The following is a 14,994-nucleotide window of genomic DNA, read 5'->3' on the forward strand; positions in this document are numbered from 1 at the left end:
TTCTTTGTGCATGGTACAATGGTTGAGACAGTATTTATGGAGGTTAACCATGGCATATCGACCGGTCGACTTAGACCCCGAGGAAGTGCTCCGGCGGCACGAACGGGGAGCGACTTTCAGCGAACTTGCCGCTGAACTGGGCGTTCATCGAAACACTGTTGGAAATCTGGTGCGGCGCGGCCGAGAGATTCGGCGATCAACCGAGCTTACAGAACTCCAAAAGCATGTTTCGAGCATTTCAAACATCATTGTGCGCATGGGCGGTGGCCAAAGTGTCTGGCTTTAATCACAACCACCTCCGGCGACTTATCGAGGTCGAAAGACTGGCTAAAAGCGAGGGGATCACCGAGGAAGAGGCCGACCGCGAGCTTTACCGGCGTGAAAGGGGCGTCGTCTCCACCGAGGGCCCGTTGCCCCCGCACTTTCGAGATGAGGAGTTCTGATGGACGCGAAAGACATTATCGCGGAACAGCTCCGGCAGGCCGGAGAGCAGGCGGGAGCATTCACCGAACCACCTGTTACTAAGTCCTACGGTGCGATGTCAGAGGCGGAGAGAAAAGCGCAGCGGGAACAGGCCGAACAAGCTTTGGAGGCCGAACGCCGGGAACGTCAGCGGCGAAACGCGGAATGGCTTGCGGAGCACAACGCGGCGCAGGCCCGGCGTTTCATTCCCGTTTCCGACGAGGATGCCCAAAGCATGACCACCGAGGAAAAACTCTGGGCCCAGGCTCAGTCCAAGCTTCTCGGCGGCGACTACCGGCCGCCCAAACCGGCGAAAACGTGGTCGGAGATGAATACCGACGAAAAGATCGAATACCGACTCAAGCAGCGATTCGGTACGAAGGAGTAATCATGGCAGCTTCCGAGAATCTTTACACGGCCCTCCGCCTTGCCCTTACCGACGACCAGACCGTCCTCAAGCGGCTTGTCGACGCAGCGGCCGAGGGGAACAGTGAAACCCCGAAACCCAACGATGCAGACTACCGCGTCGGCCCGGCCGGTCATTATGAATCCGTCGTCGAGGCGGCGGTTACCGAGCTGAAGACCGTCTAGGAGTAACCATGGCAAAGAGACCCACGTCCGGAGACGGCGGCGGACACAAGCCGCAGAAAATCAACACCTCCGGCCCTGGAAACAACAAAGGCAAGCCCGGTTCCAAGAATCCTCCGGCCACCGGCCCGGATGTCAGCAAACCGCTTCCCCCTCGTGATCCCCACAAGGGCGGCGACGGGTATTAGACCAAACCCCTCCTACTGGGAAAAAGAGAGCGCTACTGCCAGCCGTCGTGTAGCAAGAGCACGGCGGTGTGCTCTCCGACCCCCGGCCCCCGGCCCCGTTGACGTAGTGGAGCGTCTGACGGGCCACGGGCCGGGGGTTATTCATGGGTAGAGTAGTCGGGACAGACACGACAAGAACCGGTCGCGGAGTGGAGTTTTCCCAGGTCACAAGGCCGGTGCCCGGTCGGCACTACGTCCGCGAGTACGGCCTGGGCGGGCTGATGATGTGGAACCTGGACATGGACCCCTCCGGCGAGCTGGTGCGGGCGATGGCCGTCGGCCTCGGAGCGGAGATGGGGGCGCGGGCGTAGTCCGTGTTCAAGAAGGCGGGGGCGCCGCTTTCCAGGAATCCCCCGGGCACCACCCGGGGCGGCCGCCGTCGGGGCTGCGGCAACGGGTGCGGTTCGCGTAGGTCCTGTTCAAGAACGGCGGGGCGCCGCTTTCAGGAACCCTCCGGAGCCATCCGGGACGGGCACCACAAAGGCTGCGGCAATGGGTGCGCCTCGCGTAGCGCGACCCGCCCGCCCGTCAGCCCGCCACCACCCCAACGGAGACGCTGCGCGTCACCTGCTTGCTTGCCGCCGAGCGCACGCGGTTCTTCCCAGGTGGAGGCGCACCACCGGTGGCGGGCCTCCGGCGCACAGGTGCGCCGTGCGCTCGGCGGCAAGCCGGCCCGGAACAAGTACGTGGCGCGAAGCGCCCCGTTAGGGGCGGTGGCGGGTGACGGGTGGGATTCGCGCCTCACAGCCCCATTGCCGCAACCTCCTGTGGTGACCGGCTTCTCAATCAGGACGTAGCCGCGTTCAGCTGTCGCGGTACTCGTCGACGAGGCCGCGGCCGGGGTGCCAGTGGCGGATGCGCAACCGGTCGCCGGCCACGGACGTCAGCGCCGCCTTGGTGAGCAGGAGGCGGAACAGGTGGAAGCCGCCCGGATCGGCACCGGGATCGACCAGAGCACGCGCCGCCTCAGGGTCGGTGACCTCCACCGCGATTCCGGCGACCTTGGCGTCGCCGGGGTCCATCGACCCGTCGCCGGGGTTGGCGTGCAGCGCGAAGCGGCCGTCGCGGCGCAGGTCGAGCGCCTTGCGTGCGCGCAGCATGGAACCCAGCAGCAGTTCGTCCCCGCGCATGTCCACCTCGGTGCCGCTGACCCGCGGCGAACCGTCCGCGCGCAGTGTCGCCAGGACGTGGTGCTTGGCGGCGCCGAAAGCGGTGCGCACCTCGGCCGCGAATCCGGGTTCGGCGGCGGCGAACTCCCGCCAGGGTAGGGCCGCCGCTGCGCCTGTGGGCGGCGTCTTCGCCGGTGTCGCGTTCATGCCGCCATTGTCGCTGCAGAACCTGCCACCTTTCGTCAGGAATCACGGCCCCTTTCAGCTTGTCTCTCCCGCCGAGCCGCGCCACGCTGGGAGCATGCCCGAAACGACCTCCCCAGCGGCCCCTGCCGACATCGACCTCGAGGGCTTCCGGCGCGCCCTGCGCCGCGACGTCTCCGGGACGGTGGCCTTCGACTCCGGCGCCAGGGCCCTCTACACCGCCGACGCCTCCAACTACCGGCACGTCCCCCTGGGCGTGGTACTGCCGCGCACGGTCGACGACGTCGTCGCCGCCGTCGCCGCGTGCGACGCCTACGGGGTGCCGCTGACACCGCGCGGCGGGGGGACGAGCATCGCCGGGAACTCGATCGGGCAGGGGCTGGTCATCGACACCTCCCGGTATCTCACCGCGATCGAGGAGGTCGACCCCCGGCGGCGCACCGCGCGGGTCCAGCCCGGCGTCATCCTCGACGACCTGCGCGCCGCCGCCGCGCCGCACGGGCTCACCTTCGGCCCCGATCCCTCCACGCACAGCCGGTGCACCATCGGCGGCATGATCGGCAACAACTCCTGCGGTTCGCACTCGGTCGCCTGGGGCACCACCGCCGACAACGTCGAGTCGCTGGACGTGCTGCTGCACGACGGAACGCGCATGACCGTCGGCGCCACCGGCCGCGACGAACTGGACCGGCTGGCCGCCCTGCCCACGCGCGAGGGGCAGGTCTACGCGGCGCTGCGCGACCTGGTCAACACCCACATGGGCGACCTGCGCACGGGCATGCCCCAGCTCTCGCGGCGGGTCTCCGGCTACTCGCTGGACCGGCTGCTGCCGGAGAACGGCGGCCACGTGGCCCGCGCGCTCACCGGGACCGAGGGCACCTGCGTGACCGTGCTCGGGGCCACCGTGCGGCTCGTGGAGTCCCCGCCCTCGCGCATCCTGGTCGTGCTGGGCTACCCGGACGCCCCCGCGGCGGCCGACGCGGTGCCCGAGCTGCTCAAGCACGGCCCGCTCACCGTCGAAGGGCTCAACGAGCAGCTCGTCGCGCGCGTGCGGCGGCCGGGCGGCGGGCGCACCGAGCTGCCTTCGGGCGCGGCCTGGCTGATGGTGGAGGTCGGCGGAGCCGACACCGCCGAGGCCGCCGAGCGCGGCAGGGCGATGCTGCGCGGGCTCACGGGCGCGGCCCGCCCGCTGGACTCGGCGGTGGTCTCCGACCCCGCGCACGCCCGGGCGCTGTGGCGCATCCGCGAGGAGGGCTCGGGCCTGGCCACCCGCGCCCCCGACGGCACGGAGGCCTGGCCCGGCTGGGAGGACGCCGCCGTCCCGCCCGAGCGCCTGGGCTCCTACCTGCGCTCCTACGACCGGCTGATGGACGACTACGGCTACCGCGGCGTCGTCTACGGGCACTTCGGCGAGGGCTGCCTGCACGTGCGCGTCGACTTCGGGCTGAGCGACGCCGCGGGGCGGGCCCGGTTCCGCTCGTTCATGGAGGACGCGGCCGACCTGGTCGCCGAGCACGGCGGGTCGGTCTCCGGCGAGCACGGCGACGGACAGGCCCGGTCGGAGCTGCTGCCGCGCATGTACGGCGACGGCCTGATCCGCGCGTTCGGCGAGTTCAAGTCCATCTGGGACCCGCGCAACCGGATGAACCCCGGCATCATCGTCGACCCGCTGCCGATGGACGCCGACCTGCGCCAGGCGGCGGTGACCAGCGGGCCGCTGACCGTGCTCGACTACCCCGAGGACAAGGGGGACTTCGCCCGCGCCATGCGCCGCTGCGTCGGCGTGGGCAAGTGCCGGCGCCACGAGGGGCCGGGCGTGATGTGCCCCAGCTACATGGTGACCCGCGAGGAGAAGGACTCCACCCGCGGGCGGGCGCGGATGCTGTTCGAGATGGTCAACGGCGAGGTGATCACCGACGGCTGGGCCTCCCAGGAGGTGCGCGAGAGCCTGGACCTGTGCCTGTCGTGCAAGGGCTGCCGCAGCGACTGCCCGGTGAACGTCGACATGGCCGCCTACAAGGCCGAGTTCCTGCACCACCACTACCGGGGGCGCGTGCGGCCGGCGTCGCACTACTCGATGGGATGGCTGCCGGTGTGGGCGCGACTGGCGGCGGTGGCGCCCGCGGAGGTCAACCGCGCCGGCGGTGCGCGCGTGCTGGGCGAGGCCCTCAAGCGCGCGGGCGGCATCGCCCCGCAGCGCAGCATCCCCGAGTTCGCGCGCACCACCTTCACCCGCTGGTTCCGCCGCCGCGCCGCGCGCGCGACGGCCGGCCGCGCGGAGTCCCGCGGCAAGCGGCTGCTCGGTGGCGTACTCGGGCGGCGGGGCCGGGCGGCGGCGCGCTCCGGCGGGGGCGCAGCGCCGCCCGCTCAGGACCGGGGCACGGTCGTGCTGTGGCCCGACACCTTCGGCAACTACCTGACCCCGCAGGTGCCCGCCGCGGCGGTGCGGGTGCTGGAGGACGCCGGATTCCGCGTGGTGCTGCCCGAGGGGCAGGTCTGCTGCGGCCTGACGTGGGTCTCGACGGGCCAGCTCGGGGTCGCGCGCCAGGTGATGCGCCGCGCGCTGCGCGCGCTGGCCCCGCACGTGGAGGCCGGGGTGCCCGTCGTCGGGCTGGAGCCCAGCTGCACGGCGGCGCTGCGCTCGGACCTGGTAGAGCTGCTGCCGGGCCGGGCGAGCGAGCGGGTGGCCGCGTCGGTGTACACCCTTGCCGAGTTCCTCAACGAGTACGCCCCCGACTGGGAGCCCCCGCGCGTCGACGCGCGGGCGATCGGCCAGGTGCACTGCCACCAGCACGCGGTCATCGGCTTCGACGCCGACCGCAAGCTGATGGAGCGGGCGGGCATCGACGGCGACGTGCTGGAATCGGGGTGCTGCGGGCTGGCCGGCAACTTCGGCTTCGAGGCCGAGCACTACGAGGTGTCCAAGGCGGTGGGCGAGCGGGTGCTGCTCCCGGCGGTGCGCGAGGCCGACCCCGAGACGCTGGTCCTGGCCGACGGCTTCAGCTGCCGCACCCAGATCGACCAGGAGGCGGGCCGCCCCGCCCTTCACCTGGCCGAGGTCCTGGCCCGGGGGCTGGCCCGCAAGCGGTCCGAGGCGCCCGACGAGTCTGCCGAGCCGTAGGGGAGCCCGTCACAGGACCGGGCGCAGCGTCGGCGCTGTCCCGGCGGACCGCGCCCGCTCCGGACCCTCGCGGGACACGAGCGATCCGTTGCCGACGGCCTGGCGAGAGGGCGTCCGGTTCAGGCGCGCTCGCGGGCTCTGGCGGCGACGTGCATCGCGATCACCAGGTCGTAGCGGGCTGAAGGGCCGTTCAGCAGGGATCGGCCGAACGCCTTCTCGAGTTTCAGCAGCCTCTTGCGTACGCCGGTGACGGACACGCCCAGCGCGGCCGCGGCCGTGTCCAGGTTGCCGTCGCAGGCCAGCCAGGTACGCAGGGTGGGTTCCAGGTGCGCGGTCGCTTCGCTGCGGACCGGGGCGAGCAGATCATCCGCCCATCGGCGCACCGGGGCGGTGTCGAGTAGCGCCGCCAGGTCGGGGGGCGCCGCTGCGCCGGCGTCGAAGGGACGGGTCCGGTGCTCGGCGAGGACACGCAGGGCGACGTGGAGCCGTGTCGCCGTCCCCAGGTCGCCCAGGTGGACTCCCAGGAGTGCCTCGATGCGGCGCAGGCGGGCGTTGACCGTGTTGCGGTGCAGATTGAGCTGGCGGCCGGCGCGGCTGCGGAAGTCGAGCCAGGCTCGCAGCGTCACCAGCAGGTCCCCGCTGCCGGGGTCCTGGCGGCGTTCGGGAATGTAGTCGAGGAGCGGACCCAGCAGCGCTCGCGCCCACGGGTGCGCGCGCTCGCCGAGGACCAGGGACAGCTCTTCGCGCGGGTCGAACACCGAGTGGCGCTCGGCTCCCGGCTGGGTCGCCACCGCGTGGAACGCCCGCTCGTAGGCGATCCCCACGTCGCCCAGCGCAACCCCGGGACTCTCCCCGATCCTGATGTCGGCGGTCTCGCGGACGAGGCTGCGCAGCACACCGGACAGCGACGACGGCGCGGCCGGGCCGTCGCCGCCGGGCGCGATCACGATGGTGTGCCGCTTGTACACCCGGCAGCGGTACACCCACGCCGTCCCGCCGGACTCCGTGAGGCAGCGTTGAAAGACCTCCTTGCGGCGCTCGGGCGGCGAGTCCACGATCATGACGCGCACCCGCTCCGGAAGGGACGGGGTCAGCACCTCCGCGACGCGCGAAGCCCCGTCCGCGGCGCCCACGATGAGCAACTGGACGACCGCCTCCCTGGCGCGGCTGTCGGCCGTCGCCAGGGCGCGCTGCCGCCGCTCCGCCTCTTCGGCCTGCCAGCACAGGCCCAGGAGTCCGGCCGCGTCGATCAGCAGTGTGCTCGCGCCGGCCGGCAGCCGACCGCGCACGGTCACCAGGAGCGCAGGGCCGGGCCGGTCGTCGTTGACGGCGACGACGTGGATCTCGTGCGGGCGGCTTTCGAGTACCGCCGAGCGCGTCCGCCGCTCCAGCACGGCGCGCACACCCTGCCCCGGCCGCCGCAGTGTGCTCGCGTCGCCGGCGACGGGCGCGAACGACGACCACGGCAGCCCCGACGCCTCCGCCGGGAAGGCGCGCCGCACCAGCCCGTCGGCGTCCACGAGCGCGGCCTCGGCGTCGAACCGGCGACCCAGCCAGCGCAGGAGCCGGCGCACGCCGTCCGCCCCGCCGGCGGCACGCTGCATGTCCCGCAGGTCCGCGGCCTCGGCCGGCTCGCGCCCGCGGGGACCCGGGGAGCCGGTCCCATGCGCTGTCTCGAGTCTCATCTGCACCCCGCTCTCAACGCGGCCGCGGTCGAGGGCCGTCGCCGTGCTCGCCGGCGCCCCGCAGCGAGTCCGGGCCCGTGCGGGCGGCCGGTGGCACCGGGCGCCGGGAGCCGAGCCGCCTGATCACGACTCCCAGCACCCGCTCCTCGGGGCAGGGCCCGTGCTGCTTGGAGTCGACGCTGACCGGATTGTCGCCGAGGACGGCGATGTGGCCCTCGGGGACCGTCCCCGCGCGCCGCATCGACTCCGGGTAAGGATCGCCGGCCGCCGCCGCCACGCGCTTGATGGACCAGTCGCCTCCGGCGAGGCCCCCGCTCGCGGGCGCGTCGTTGCGCCACCCGCTCTCTATCCGCGGGCGGACCACCACCACGACGGCGCCCCTGCCCGCTCTGCGGGCGCCGCGTCGGATCAGTACCCGGTCGCCCGTGTGCAGAGCCGGGCTCATACTCTCTCCTTCGACGGTGACCGCCGCGTAGTGGCGCGCGGTCCACCAGGCCGAGGCCGCCACCGCCGGCACTGCGGCGCCGATCCCGGCAAGCAGCACGTCCAGCATGCCCGTCCCCGTCTCTACTGTGAAAGCGCCGTGGCCGAACCGCGGTCGGGCGCTTCGCCGTCCGGGTGGCCGCCGTTCAGGTAGTCGGCGGCCTGGAGGGAGAACAGGCGCGCGTACTCTCCCTGAGCCGCCATGAGTTCGTCGTGCCCGCCTTCCTCGGTGATCCGGCCGTCCTGCAGCACGACGATGCGATCTGCGTGGCGCAGCGTGCCGAGCCGGTGCGAGATCAGGACCGTCGTCGTCCCCGCGCGCAGTTCCCGCAGGCGGTCGTGGAGGTCCTGCTCGGCCGCCGCGTCCAGTCCGGAGGTCGGCTCGTCCAGGAACAGCAGATCCCTGCCCCGGCGCAGCAGCGCCCGCGCGGTCGCCAGGCGCTGCCACTGCCCGCCGGAGAGCGTCACACCGTCGGAGTCGTCGCCTTCGTCCTGGAAGAAGACGCGGGAGAGCATGGTCTCGTAGCCGCGGGGCAGGGCGGCGGCGAAGTCGGCGGCCCCCGCGTCCCTCGCCGCGGCGCGGATCCGGTCGGTGTCGTCGATGTGGTCCAGGGAGCTGATGCCGATGTTCTCGCGGACGGACAGGTCATAGCACATGTAGTCCTGGAAGACCGCACTGATCCGGGCGCGCAGTTCGTCCACTCGGACGTCCCTGATGTCCGCGCCGTCCCAGCGGATGCTGCCGAAGGTGGGGTCGTACATCCGGCATAGCAGTTTGACCAGGGTGCTCTTGCCCGCCCCGTTGAGGCCGACGATCGCGAGCGTTCCGGCTGCGGGGATGGTCATCGACAGTCCGCGGATCACCCACGGCCCGTCGTCGGTGTAGCGGAACCACACGTCCTGGACACGGATCTCACCGCGCAGCGGGGGAAGGGGGCGCGGTTCCGCCGGGACGGGAAGGTCGCTGCGTACGCGGATCACCTGCATGTAGTGGCCCAGCATCAGCAGGGAGTGGTATCCGCGGGTGATGTCGGTGACGATCATGGCCATCGCCCCCTGTACGCCGGCCACGGCCGCGATGAAGGCCGAGACGTCGCCGATCGTGAATTCGCCCCGCACGGTCGCGGCGATCATCCAGATCAATCCGCCCGCGGCGACGACAGATCCCAGCACCGACAGCGGCCCCTGAGTGAGCAGCACCCTGCGGTCGAGCCGCTCCTCGGCCCGGTTGACGGTCACGGTCTCGTCGCGCATCCGCCCGAGGAGGAAGCCGCCCGTGCCGAAGAGCCGCGTCTCCTTGATGGCGGCCAGGTCGAGCATCAGCGTCTGGTAGAACAACCGGCGCCGGGTGCGCGGACTCACGCTCCACATCATCGACGCCTGCCGGCGGCTGATCGACAGTTGCACGAACAGGGCCGGAGCCGCGGCGGCGACGGTGATCGCGGTGATCACCGGGCTGATCGCGACCAGCACGCCCAGGAAGCCGGTGATCGTCAAGAGCCGCTGCAAAGCCCCGAACAGCGCCTGGACGACCGCGTCGGGTGCGGTGCCCGCGGCCTGCTGGGCCAGCCGCAGCCGGTCCCGGAAGGCGGGATCCTCGAACCGCCGCACGCCGTCGAGCCGGTTCACCGCCGAGTAGAGCCGGTGCTGGACCACGAGTGTCACGCCGCGCTTGATACGGGAGTTGAGATAGGTCGACAGATAGGACCCGACCGCTTGCACCAGCCCCAGGAAGCCGATGATCAGGACCAGAAGCAACGGAGGAAGATCGGCACCGGCAGGCGTCGGCTGCGGGGGCGCGGGCGCCGCCGCGGACGCGAACTGAAGGGCGTCGATGAGCCACTTGGTCACCAGGGCGAGCCCGGCCGGAATCAGTCCCAGAACTATCGTGGTGAGCAGATAGAGCGACGCCGAGACGGGACCGGCGCGCCACGCCAGCGAGAGCGCGTGGCCGGTCCGCAGTACGCTCTCGCGCAGACCGGCGCGCTCACCCGCCCCCGATTCCGCCGCGGCCATCAGACGCGTGCCGGCGCGAGCGCGTCGACGGTGTTTCCGGAGGTGACGACGGTGCCGCGGGCATCGGCCCGCACGAACGCCGGAACCCCCTGAATGCCGAACGCCTGGGCGACCGGGCCCAGCCGCGGTTCCAGGATCACCGTGGCGGCGCCGTCCAATCGACCCGTGTACTCGCCCGACTCACCGCCCTGGTCGCCGACGACCACGACGACCTGACCGGGGGTGAGCCGCTTCTCCGCGGCGTGGGCGAGCAGTTTGGGGATCGCCGACTTGCACACCGAGCACCCGGTGTCGAAGAACGCGAAGACCGTCTCACGGCCGAGGAGGCTCTCCGAGGTCACCGGCTCGCCGGGAAGCGTGCGGCTGCGGAACGACGGAACAGGGCTGCCGGCCGGTACCTCCTCCAGTTCGGGCCCTGCCGAGCCCCGCGCGGCGGGCTGCTCGGCCAACTGGCGCAGCCTGCGCACGACCGCCATCGTCAGCAGCAGGTTGAGCAGCGCGACGGCGCCGATCAGTACGACGAATCCGACGAGGATCTCCATGGTGCCTTCCACTCTCTTCTGGCGGCTAGACGCGCCGCAGCCGGTCCGTGCCGAACAGGTCGACGATGTCGTCGTAGAACGCGGTCACCAGCGTGACGACCAGTGCGGCCGCGGCGGCGATCACGGCTCCGCCCGGTCGGACGTGGGCCCCCGGCCCGATCGCGACCGTGCAGACCAGGCCGGCCAGCGCCATGCCGGTGAGTGCGAGGTTGCGCCATACGTGCGGCCAACCCAGCGGGGAGCCGGAACGTCCGAAGCACGAGCAGGGGATCGCCGTCTGCGACTGCGCGGAGTAGGCGGCCAGGCCGGTGAACGCGAGAAACAGCAGGAGGGCCGCCGACAGCGCCGCGCCGCGCACGACGGGACCGGTGAGGCCGACGACGCCGGCCAGCAGTGCCAGCCCCAGCGCCAGCTCGGCCGCGGCGTGGGACCGCGACGCGGCCCGGATCGGAATCCCCTTCCACGGCAGCAGTCCCAACAGGATCGACCACGTCTCCTCGTTCGCGGCCGATCGGACTTTGGCCGCCGCAGAAACCAGAAACACTCCGGCTATCGCCATCTGCAATGCCAGGGCCGCGTGGGGCAGCATGGAACCTCGTTCTCTCTTCGGTGTACCGGTCCCCGATGCGTTTCCGGGGGCCCGCACGCAAAGTTTGCGAATTCGGAAACCGGATTCGGGTGCGGGGGGTGCGGACCCGAATCCGGGAAGAGGGGCCGCCGCCGGGCGGAGGGGGCCGTTTCGCATGCCCGGCGGCGGCGGGGTCGGGGTCGGCTACCGGCTAGCAGTAGCAGCCGACGCGCTCCCAGTCGCTGTAGCTGGGCTCGCTGTGGCCGGCGCAGACCTGCCGGTTCCACAGGGTGAGGAACACGTTGGAGCCGCAGTAGGGGAGTCGGCACGACTGCTGCCAGGTGCACTCGTACTGGTCGGCCCGAGCCGTGGTCTGGGGGACGACGCTCTCCAGCATCCGGTCGCCGATCCGGGAAACAGCGCTCATGATCGCCATCGAATTATTTTCCTTTCCTGGTTTTCCGTGTATCTGGCGGTGCGGCACGAAATTACCATTTCCGGTGCCGCGGTCAAGGGGTTGTGCGGGGTTGTTCGGGATAAATGGAATCGGTTTTCCGGGTGTAGAAAATGGCATGTCGGATCGGCGTCCGGGCGGTGCGAAGGATTGCTCGGAAACCGCTCGGCCGCACGGGGTTGGCGTGTTATCGGATTCCGTGTCCGAATGGGAGCCGGCGGGGCGGGCCGTCGTCGGAGCGGTGTTGCGGCCCGCCGGCGTGAGGGGCCCCGTCCGGCCGGTGCGCGCGCCTGGGGGTCCCGTTCAGGTGGCGCCGATGCGGCTTAGCGCCTCCTGCCGCAGAGCAGCAGGGACAGCCCGCCCGCGCGGGCGAGTCCGGCGTTGCTGACGGCGCCGTCGCGCCACTGCGGTGGAGTGCGACTGGAGTTCGCCGTAGGCGATGACGAGCTGCATCGGTTTTCTCGCTGCCGGGAGCAGCATCGGCGGGAAGGTCAGCCAGAGCAGGTGGGCACGGAACTCCTCCGACGAGGCCGGTGACCATGTCCCCGGCGCCGACACCGGTGGCGGCGACGACGATGCCGGGGCCGATGGGTTTCCGACTGGTCGTGCGTTGCTCTGTTCGAAGCACATGCGCCCCTTAGGCATGGTCGTACGGTGGGATCGCCCCCGTGCCGGCGGCCGCCCGCGTGTCGGCGGTGCCGTGCGAGTCGCGATCGTCCCGGGTCACGGGCACCGCTTCGCGCTGGTGGCCTCCGCCGTGAAGACACCGATGCAGCCGGTGATTCCCGTGTCACGGTAGAGATCGGCGCAGGGCGGGAGAAGTTTCTTCCTGCACCGTCGGTCCGCCGGTCCGGTGCCGAAACGCTGCGTCAGCTACCGCGGCGGCCGGGGCCCCTGCGTGAATGCGGACTCGACTGCCGCAGCAGGGCGGAGGAAGAGGACGGGGAAGCGCGCGGAACCGGCTCCGCGCGCCTTCGGTCGCGGCCGCCGGGGTTCGGGGGCGAAGCGGGGGAGCGGGCGCTCAGACCCCCATCTGCTCCCGCAGCGCGGCCAGGGCGGGGGCCGCGCGGGCGGCGACGCGGGGATCCTGCGGGTCGACGCCCTCGTCGACGTGCACCTGCCAGGAGATCTCCGAGCCGCCGGGCCGCCGCCGCGCCACCAGCCGGAAGCCGCGGGGGGAGTCCTCGCCGTCCTCGATGGAGACATGCCGGGTGACGACGATCGTGGCGGTGACGCGCTCGTAGACGACCTCGGCCAGCCGCCCGGGTTCCTCGACGCGGAAGACCTGCCTGCCGCGCCCCTCCTCGGTGAAGGTGAAGCCCTCGTCCGACCAGCGGGCCCGGTCGATGTGCTCCCAGGGCACGGCGCGGCCGTCGGGCAGGTGCAGCGCCCGGTCGGTGGCGACCAGGGCGTTCGCGCCCCCGCCGGTGAGAGCGAGGACGCGTTCCCCGCGCTGGAGGGAGAGCCGGGACCGCAGGTCCTCGGGCAGCGCGGTGCGTCGCCTCAGGCGCATGGCCCTCAGCGCGATTCGCCGCTGCGCGCGGCGCCGTCGGGCCCGGTACCGCTCAGGTGCGCGGCCTCCTCATCGGTGGGCCGGGCGAGGAAGTCCTTGAGCGAGGAGACGGGCATGCGTTCGGCGACCTTGCCGTAGACGGCCTTGCCCGCCCCACTGACCTGGGCTCCCACCACGCCGGCGGTCTCCTGCACGGCGGGGTTCTCGGCGATGCGCCGGGCCCCGCGCACGATCTGCTCGTAGCGGGCCCGGCCCGCCTTGGCCCCCAGCACATACCCCACGGCCAGGCCGGCGACGAACGTGATCCGGTAGCGCATAGGTCCCTCTTCCGTCGACGGTGCTGCCCTGCCCCTGACGTTACCCCGGCCGCCCGGAAACCTGTCACGAGCACGCCTGCGTATGCGCTAGTCTATTCGTGTCGCTGCGGCAGGGGTCCCCCGCCGACATGCGGCGGGGTCCGATCCCGCGTAGCTCAATCGGCAGAGCAGCCGGCTGTTAACCGGCAGGTTACTGGTTCGAGTCCAGTCGCGGGAGCTCCCAAGCCAGGTCCGAGCGGGCCTGGCTTTTCTCATGCGCCGTGTACTCCCTGTGCCCGAGACGTCCGGGCGCGCATGAGCGTCGTCGCCGACCTCTCGATGGCGCTCTCGTGCTGCTTTCGCGGAAATCCTCGTTCACAGACCCACCCGGGTGTGCGGTGATCGCACATATGGAGGACGTTGGGCTGGGCGCAGATCGGCGAGCGGGTCAGGCAGGCCAGGGCTGCCGCCGGGATGTCTCAGCATGCTCTGGCCGATGCGGGCGGGAGCGATCACGCCGACGCGTGCGGTGGAGATGATGCGGGGCCAGGTGTCCGCCCGCGAACTCACCGAGGAAGCGGTAGACTCACCGCTTCCCATCGTCTCCTGTTCGACGCCTCCCCGCTGCTGCACTCCGCGAGAGCCGACCGCCTGGACGTGCTCGGGAGCCTTGTCTGCGGATTCTCCTCGGTGACCACCAGGGCGGTCGTCGACTGCGACTCCCTGGAAACCCTCGCCGCGTTCGGCAGATGGGGCACTCGCATGGGTCTCACCGACGACCACAACATCGGCGCGACGACGCTGTGCGCCTATGCCGACTGCCGCGGCGGAACGGTGATCATGGACGACCGCGACGCTCGCAGGGTCGCCGAGTTCCACGGACTGACTGTTCGCGGCACCATGGGTCTGCTGGCCGACGCATGCCGCCGTTCGGACTACACAGTGGCCAGCGCATCCGTTCTCGCCGACTCGCTCCGCGACACGGGGATGCGCCTGCCGTTCCCCCGCGGAGGCTTCGAGTCCTGGGCCCGGGATGCGAAGCTGCTCGACTAGGCGGTTTCGGCTGCGGTAAGGGGACTGACTGCCGAGGCGACAGGGGGCGCGTATGGCGAGGGCGAGTGCCGGGTTGCTGCTCTACCGGCGCGGGGGTGCGGCAGGGATCGAGGTGCTTCTCGGGCACATGGGCGGGCCCTTCTGGGCGAAGAAGGACGAGCGGGCCTGGTCGGTGCCCAAGGGGGAGTACACGGCCGAGGAGGATCCGCTCGCCGCGGCGCTGCGGGAGTTCGCCGAGGAGACGGGGCGGCCGGCGCCGGAGGGGGTGCCGTTCGCGCTGGGTGAGGTGCGCCAGTCCGGCGGCAAGAAGGTCACGTGCTTCGCGCTCGAAGGCGACTTCGACGCCTCGCGGATCGACGGCAACACCTTCGAGATGGAGTGGCCGCCGCGGTCGGGCCGCAGGGCGGAGTTCCCCGAGATCGACCGGGCCGCCTGGTTCGACCTGGAGACCGCGCGGGAGAAGCTGGTCAAAGGCCAGGTCCGCTTCCTGGAGCTGCTGCGGAGTGCGCTGGCCGCGGGCGGGGAGGACTGAGGCCGGCCGCGCCGCCGCCTGGGCTCCGCCGGGGTGGGGCCCAGGCCGCGCAGGCGCTCGTGTTGCGCCGGATGCTCGTCGAGGTGGCGGCAAAGCCGCGCTCGGCGCACGGTGAGCGGCTCCGCTTCCGCCCCTCGCCGC

Annotated in this window: 16 protein-coding genes and 1 tRNA gene; 8 read left to right on the plus strand and 9 right to left on the minus strand. The window is 71.5% G+C overall.

All coding sequences use genetic code 11. The features are described from left to right. The first annotated feature begins 125 nt into the window (after nt 1-125). The 4 genes from FZ103_RS03520 (at nt 126) to FZ103_RS03535 (ending at nt 1,588) form a co-directional block, all read left to right on the plus strand. Nucleotides 126-443 carry a hypothetical protein gene (locus FZ103_RS03520; protein WP_155998791.1) on the plus strand — a complete coding sequence of 106 codons (318 nt, stop codon included), beginning with the start codon at nt 126-128 and terminating at the stop codon, nt 441-443. Beyond that, nucleotides 443-850 carry a hypothetical protein gene (locus FZ103_RS03525; protein ID WP_155998792.1) on the plus strand — a complete coding sequence of 136 codons (408 nt, stop codon included), beginning with the start codon at nt 443-445 and terminating at the stop codon, nt 848-850. Before FZ103_RS03520 ends, FZ103_RS03525 begins: the two co-directional genes overlap by 1 nt. Before the next feature lie 2 nt (nt 851-852). Next, nucleotides 853-1,053 carry a hypothetical protein gene (locus tag FZ103_RS03530; RefSeq protein ID WP_155998793.1) on the plus strand — a complete coding sequence of 67 codons (201 nt, stop codon included), beginning with the start codon at nt 853-855 and terminating at the stop codon, nt 1,051-1,053. A gap of 373 nt (nt 1,054-1,426) precedes the next feature. Beyond that, nucleotides 1,427-1,588, plus strand: a complete 162-nt coding sequence (locus tag FZ103_RS03535) for a hypothetical protein (protein ID WP_155998794.1) — start codon at nt 1,427-1,429, stop codon at nt 1,586-1,588. Between the two features lie 492 nt (nt 1,589-2,080). On the opposite strand, the gene FZ103_RS03540 is transcribed toward FZ103_RS03535, so the two are convergent. Beyond that, the gene (locus tag FZ103_RS03540) at nt 2,081-2,593 is read right to left on the minus strand and encodes a pyridoxamine 5'-phosphate oxidase family protein (RefSeq protein ID WP_155998795.1); all 513 of its coding nucleotides are present in this window, start codon (nt 2,591-2,593) and stop codon (nt 2,081-2,083) included. Nucleotides 2,594-2,687: 94 nt separating this feature from the next. Here FZ103_RS03540 and FZ103_RS03545 point away from each other — a divergent pair, with 94 nt between their 5' ends. Then, a complete protein-coding gene (locus tag FZ103_RS03545) occupies nt 2,688-5,711 on the plus strand; it encodes an FAD-binding and (Fe-S)-binding domain-containing protein (protein WP_155998796.1) in 3,024 nt (1,007 codons plus the stop codon). 119 nt (nt 5,712-5,830) lie between these two features. Here FZ103_RS03545 and FZ103_RS03550 read toward each other — a convergent pair whose 3' ends face one another. From FZ103_RS03550 to FZ103_RS03585, 8 genes are all read right to left on the minus strand, one after another. Then, nucleotides 5,831-7,396: a PucR family transcriptional regulator gene (locus tag FZ103_RS03550; protein ID WP_155998797.1), complete on the minus strand. Its 1,566-nt coding sequence runs from the start codon at nt 7,394-7,396 to the stop codon at nt 5,831-5,833. Nucleotides 7,397-7,409: 13 nt separating this feature from the next. Then, nucleotides 7,410-7,949: a S26 family signal peptidase gene (locus FZ103_RS03555; RefSeq protein WP_155998798.1), complete on the minus strand. Its 540-nt coding sequence runs from the start codon at nt 7,947-7,949 to the stop codon at nt 7,410-7,412. Nucleotides 7,950-7,963: 14 nt separating this feature from the next. Next, nucleotides 7,964-9,895 (minus strand): ABC transporter ATP-binding protein, encoded by a 1,932-nt coding sequence (locus FZ103_RS03560; RefSeq protein ID WP_155998799.1) that lies wholly within the window; start codon nt 9,893-9,895, stop codon nt 7,964-7,966. Then, nucleotides 9,895-10,437 carry a redoxin family protein gene (locus tag FZ103_RS03565; protein ID WP_155998800.1) on the minus strand — a complete coding sequence of 181 codons (543 nt, stop codon included), beginning with the start codon at nt 10,435-10,437 and terminating at the stop codon, nt 9,895-9,897. Before FZ103_RS03565 ends, FZ103_RS03560 begins: the two co-directional genes overlap by 1 nt. Nucleotides 10,438-10,462: 25 nt before the next feature. Then, nucleotides 10,463-11,026, minus strand: coding sequence for a MauE/DoxX family redox-associated membrane protein (locus FZ103_RS03570; RefSeq protein WP_155998802.1), 564 nt, complete (start codon nt 11,024-11,026; stop codon nt 10,463-10,465). Between the two features lie 190 nt (nt 11,027-11,216). After that, nucleotides 11,217-11,441: a hypothetical protein gene (locus FZ103_RS03575; RefSeq protein WP_155998804.1), complete on the minus strand. Its 225-nt coding sequence runs from the start codon at nt 11,439-11,441 to the stop codon at nt 11,217-11,219. Between the two features lie 1,039 nt (nt 11,442-12,480). Next, nucleotides 12,481-12,972 (minus strand): hypothetical protein, encoded by a 492-nt coding sequence (locus FZ103_RS03580; RefSeq protein WP_155998806.1) that lies wholly within the window; start codon nt 12,970-12,972, stop codon nt 12,481-12,483. 5 nt (nt 12,973-12,977) lie between these two features. Next, complete coding sequence (locus tag FZ103_RS03585; RefSeq protein ID WP_155998808.1) at nt 12,978-13,289, minus strand: hypothetical protein; 312 nt, start codon at nt 13,287-13,289, stop codon at nt 12,978-12,980. Nucleotides 13,290-13,433: 144 nt separating this feature from the next. Here FZ103_RS03585 and FZ103_RS03590 point away from each other — a divergent pair. The 3 genes from FZ103_RS03590 to FZ103_RS03600 all read left to right on the plus strand — a co-directional run bounded on the left by FZ103_RS03590 (nt 13,434) and on the right by FZ103_RS03600 (nt 14,853). Continuing rightward, nucleotides 13,434-13,506, plus strand: a tRNA-Asn gene (locus tag FZ103_RS03590). A gap of 452 nt (nt 13,507-13,958) precedes the next feature. Continuing rightward, a complete protein-coding gene (locus tag FZ103_RS03595) occupies nt 13,959-14,321 on the plus strand; it encodes a hypothetical protein (RefSeq protein ID WP_255429734.1) in 363 nt (120 codons plus the stop codon). A 52-nt stretch (nt 14,322-14,373) separates the two neighbouring features. Next, the gene (locus tag FZ103_RS03600; protein WP_155998810.1) at nt 14,374-14,853 is read left to right on the plus strand and encodes an NUDIX domain-containing protein; all 480 of its coding nucleotides are present in this window, start codon (nt 14,374-14,376) and stop codon (nt 14,851-14,853) included. Nucleotides 14,854-14,994 lie beyond the last annotated feature (141 nt).

The organism is Streptomonospora sp. PA3 (assembly GCF_009728995.1).
Lineage (GTDB): Bacteria > Actinomycetota > Actinomycetes > Streptosporangiales > Streptosporangiaceae > Streptomonospora.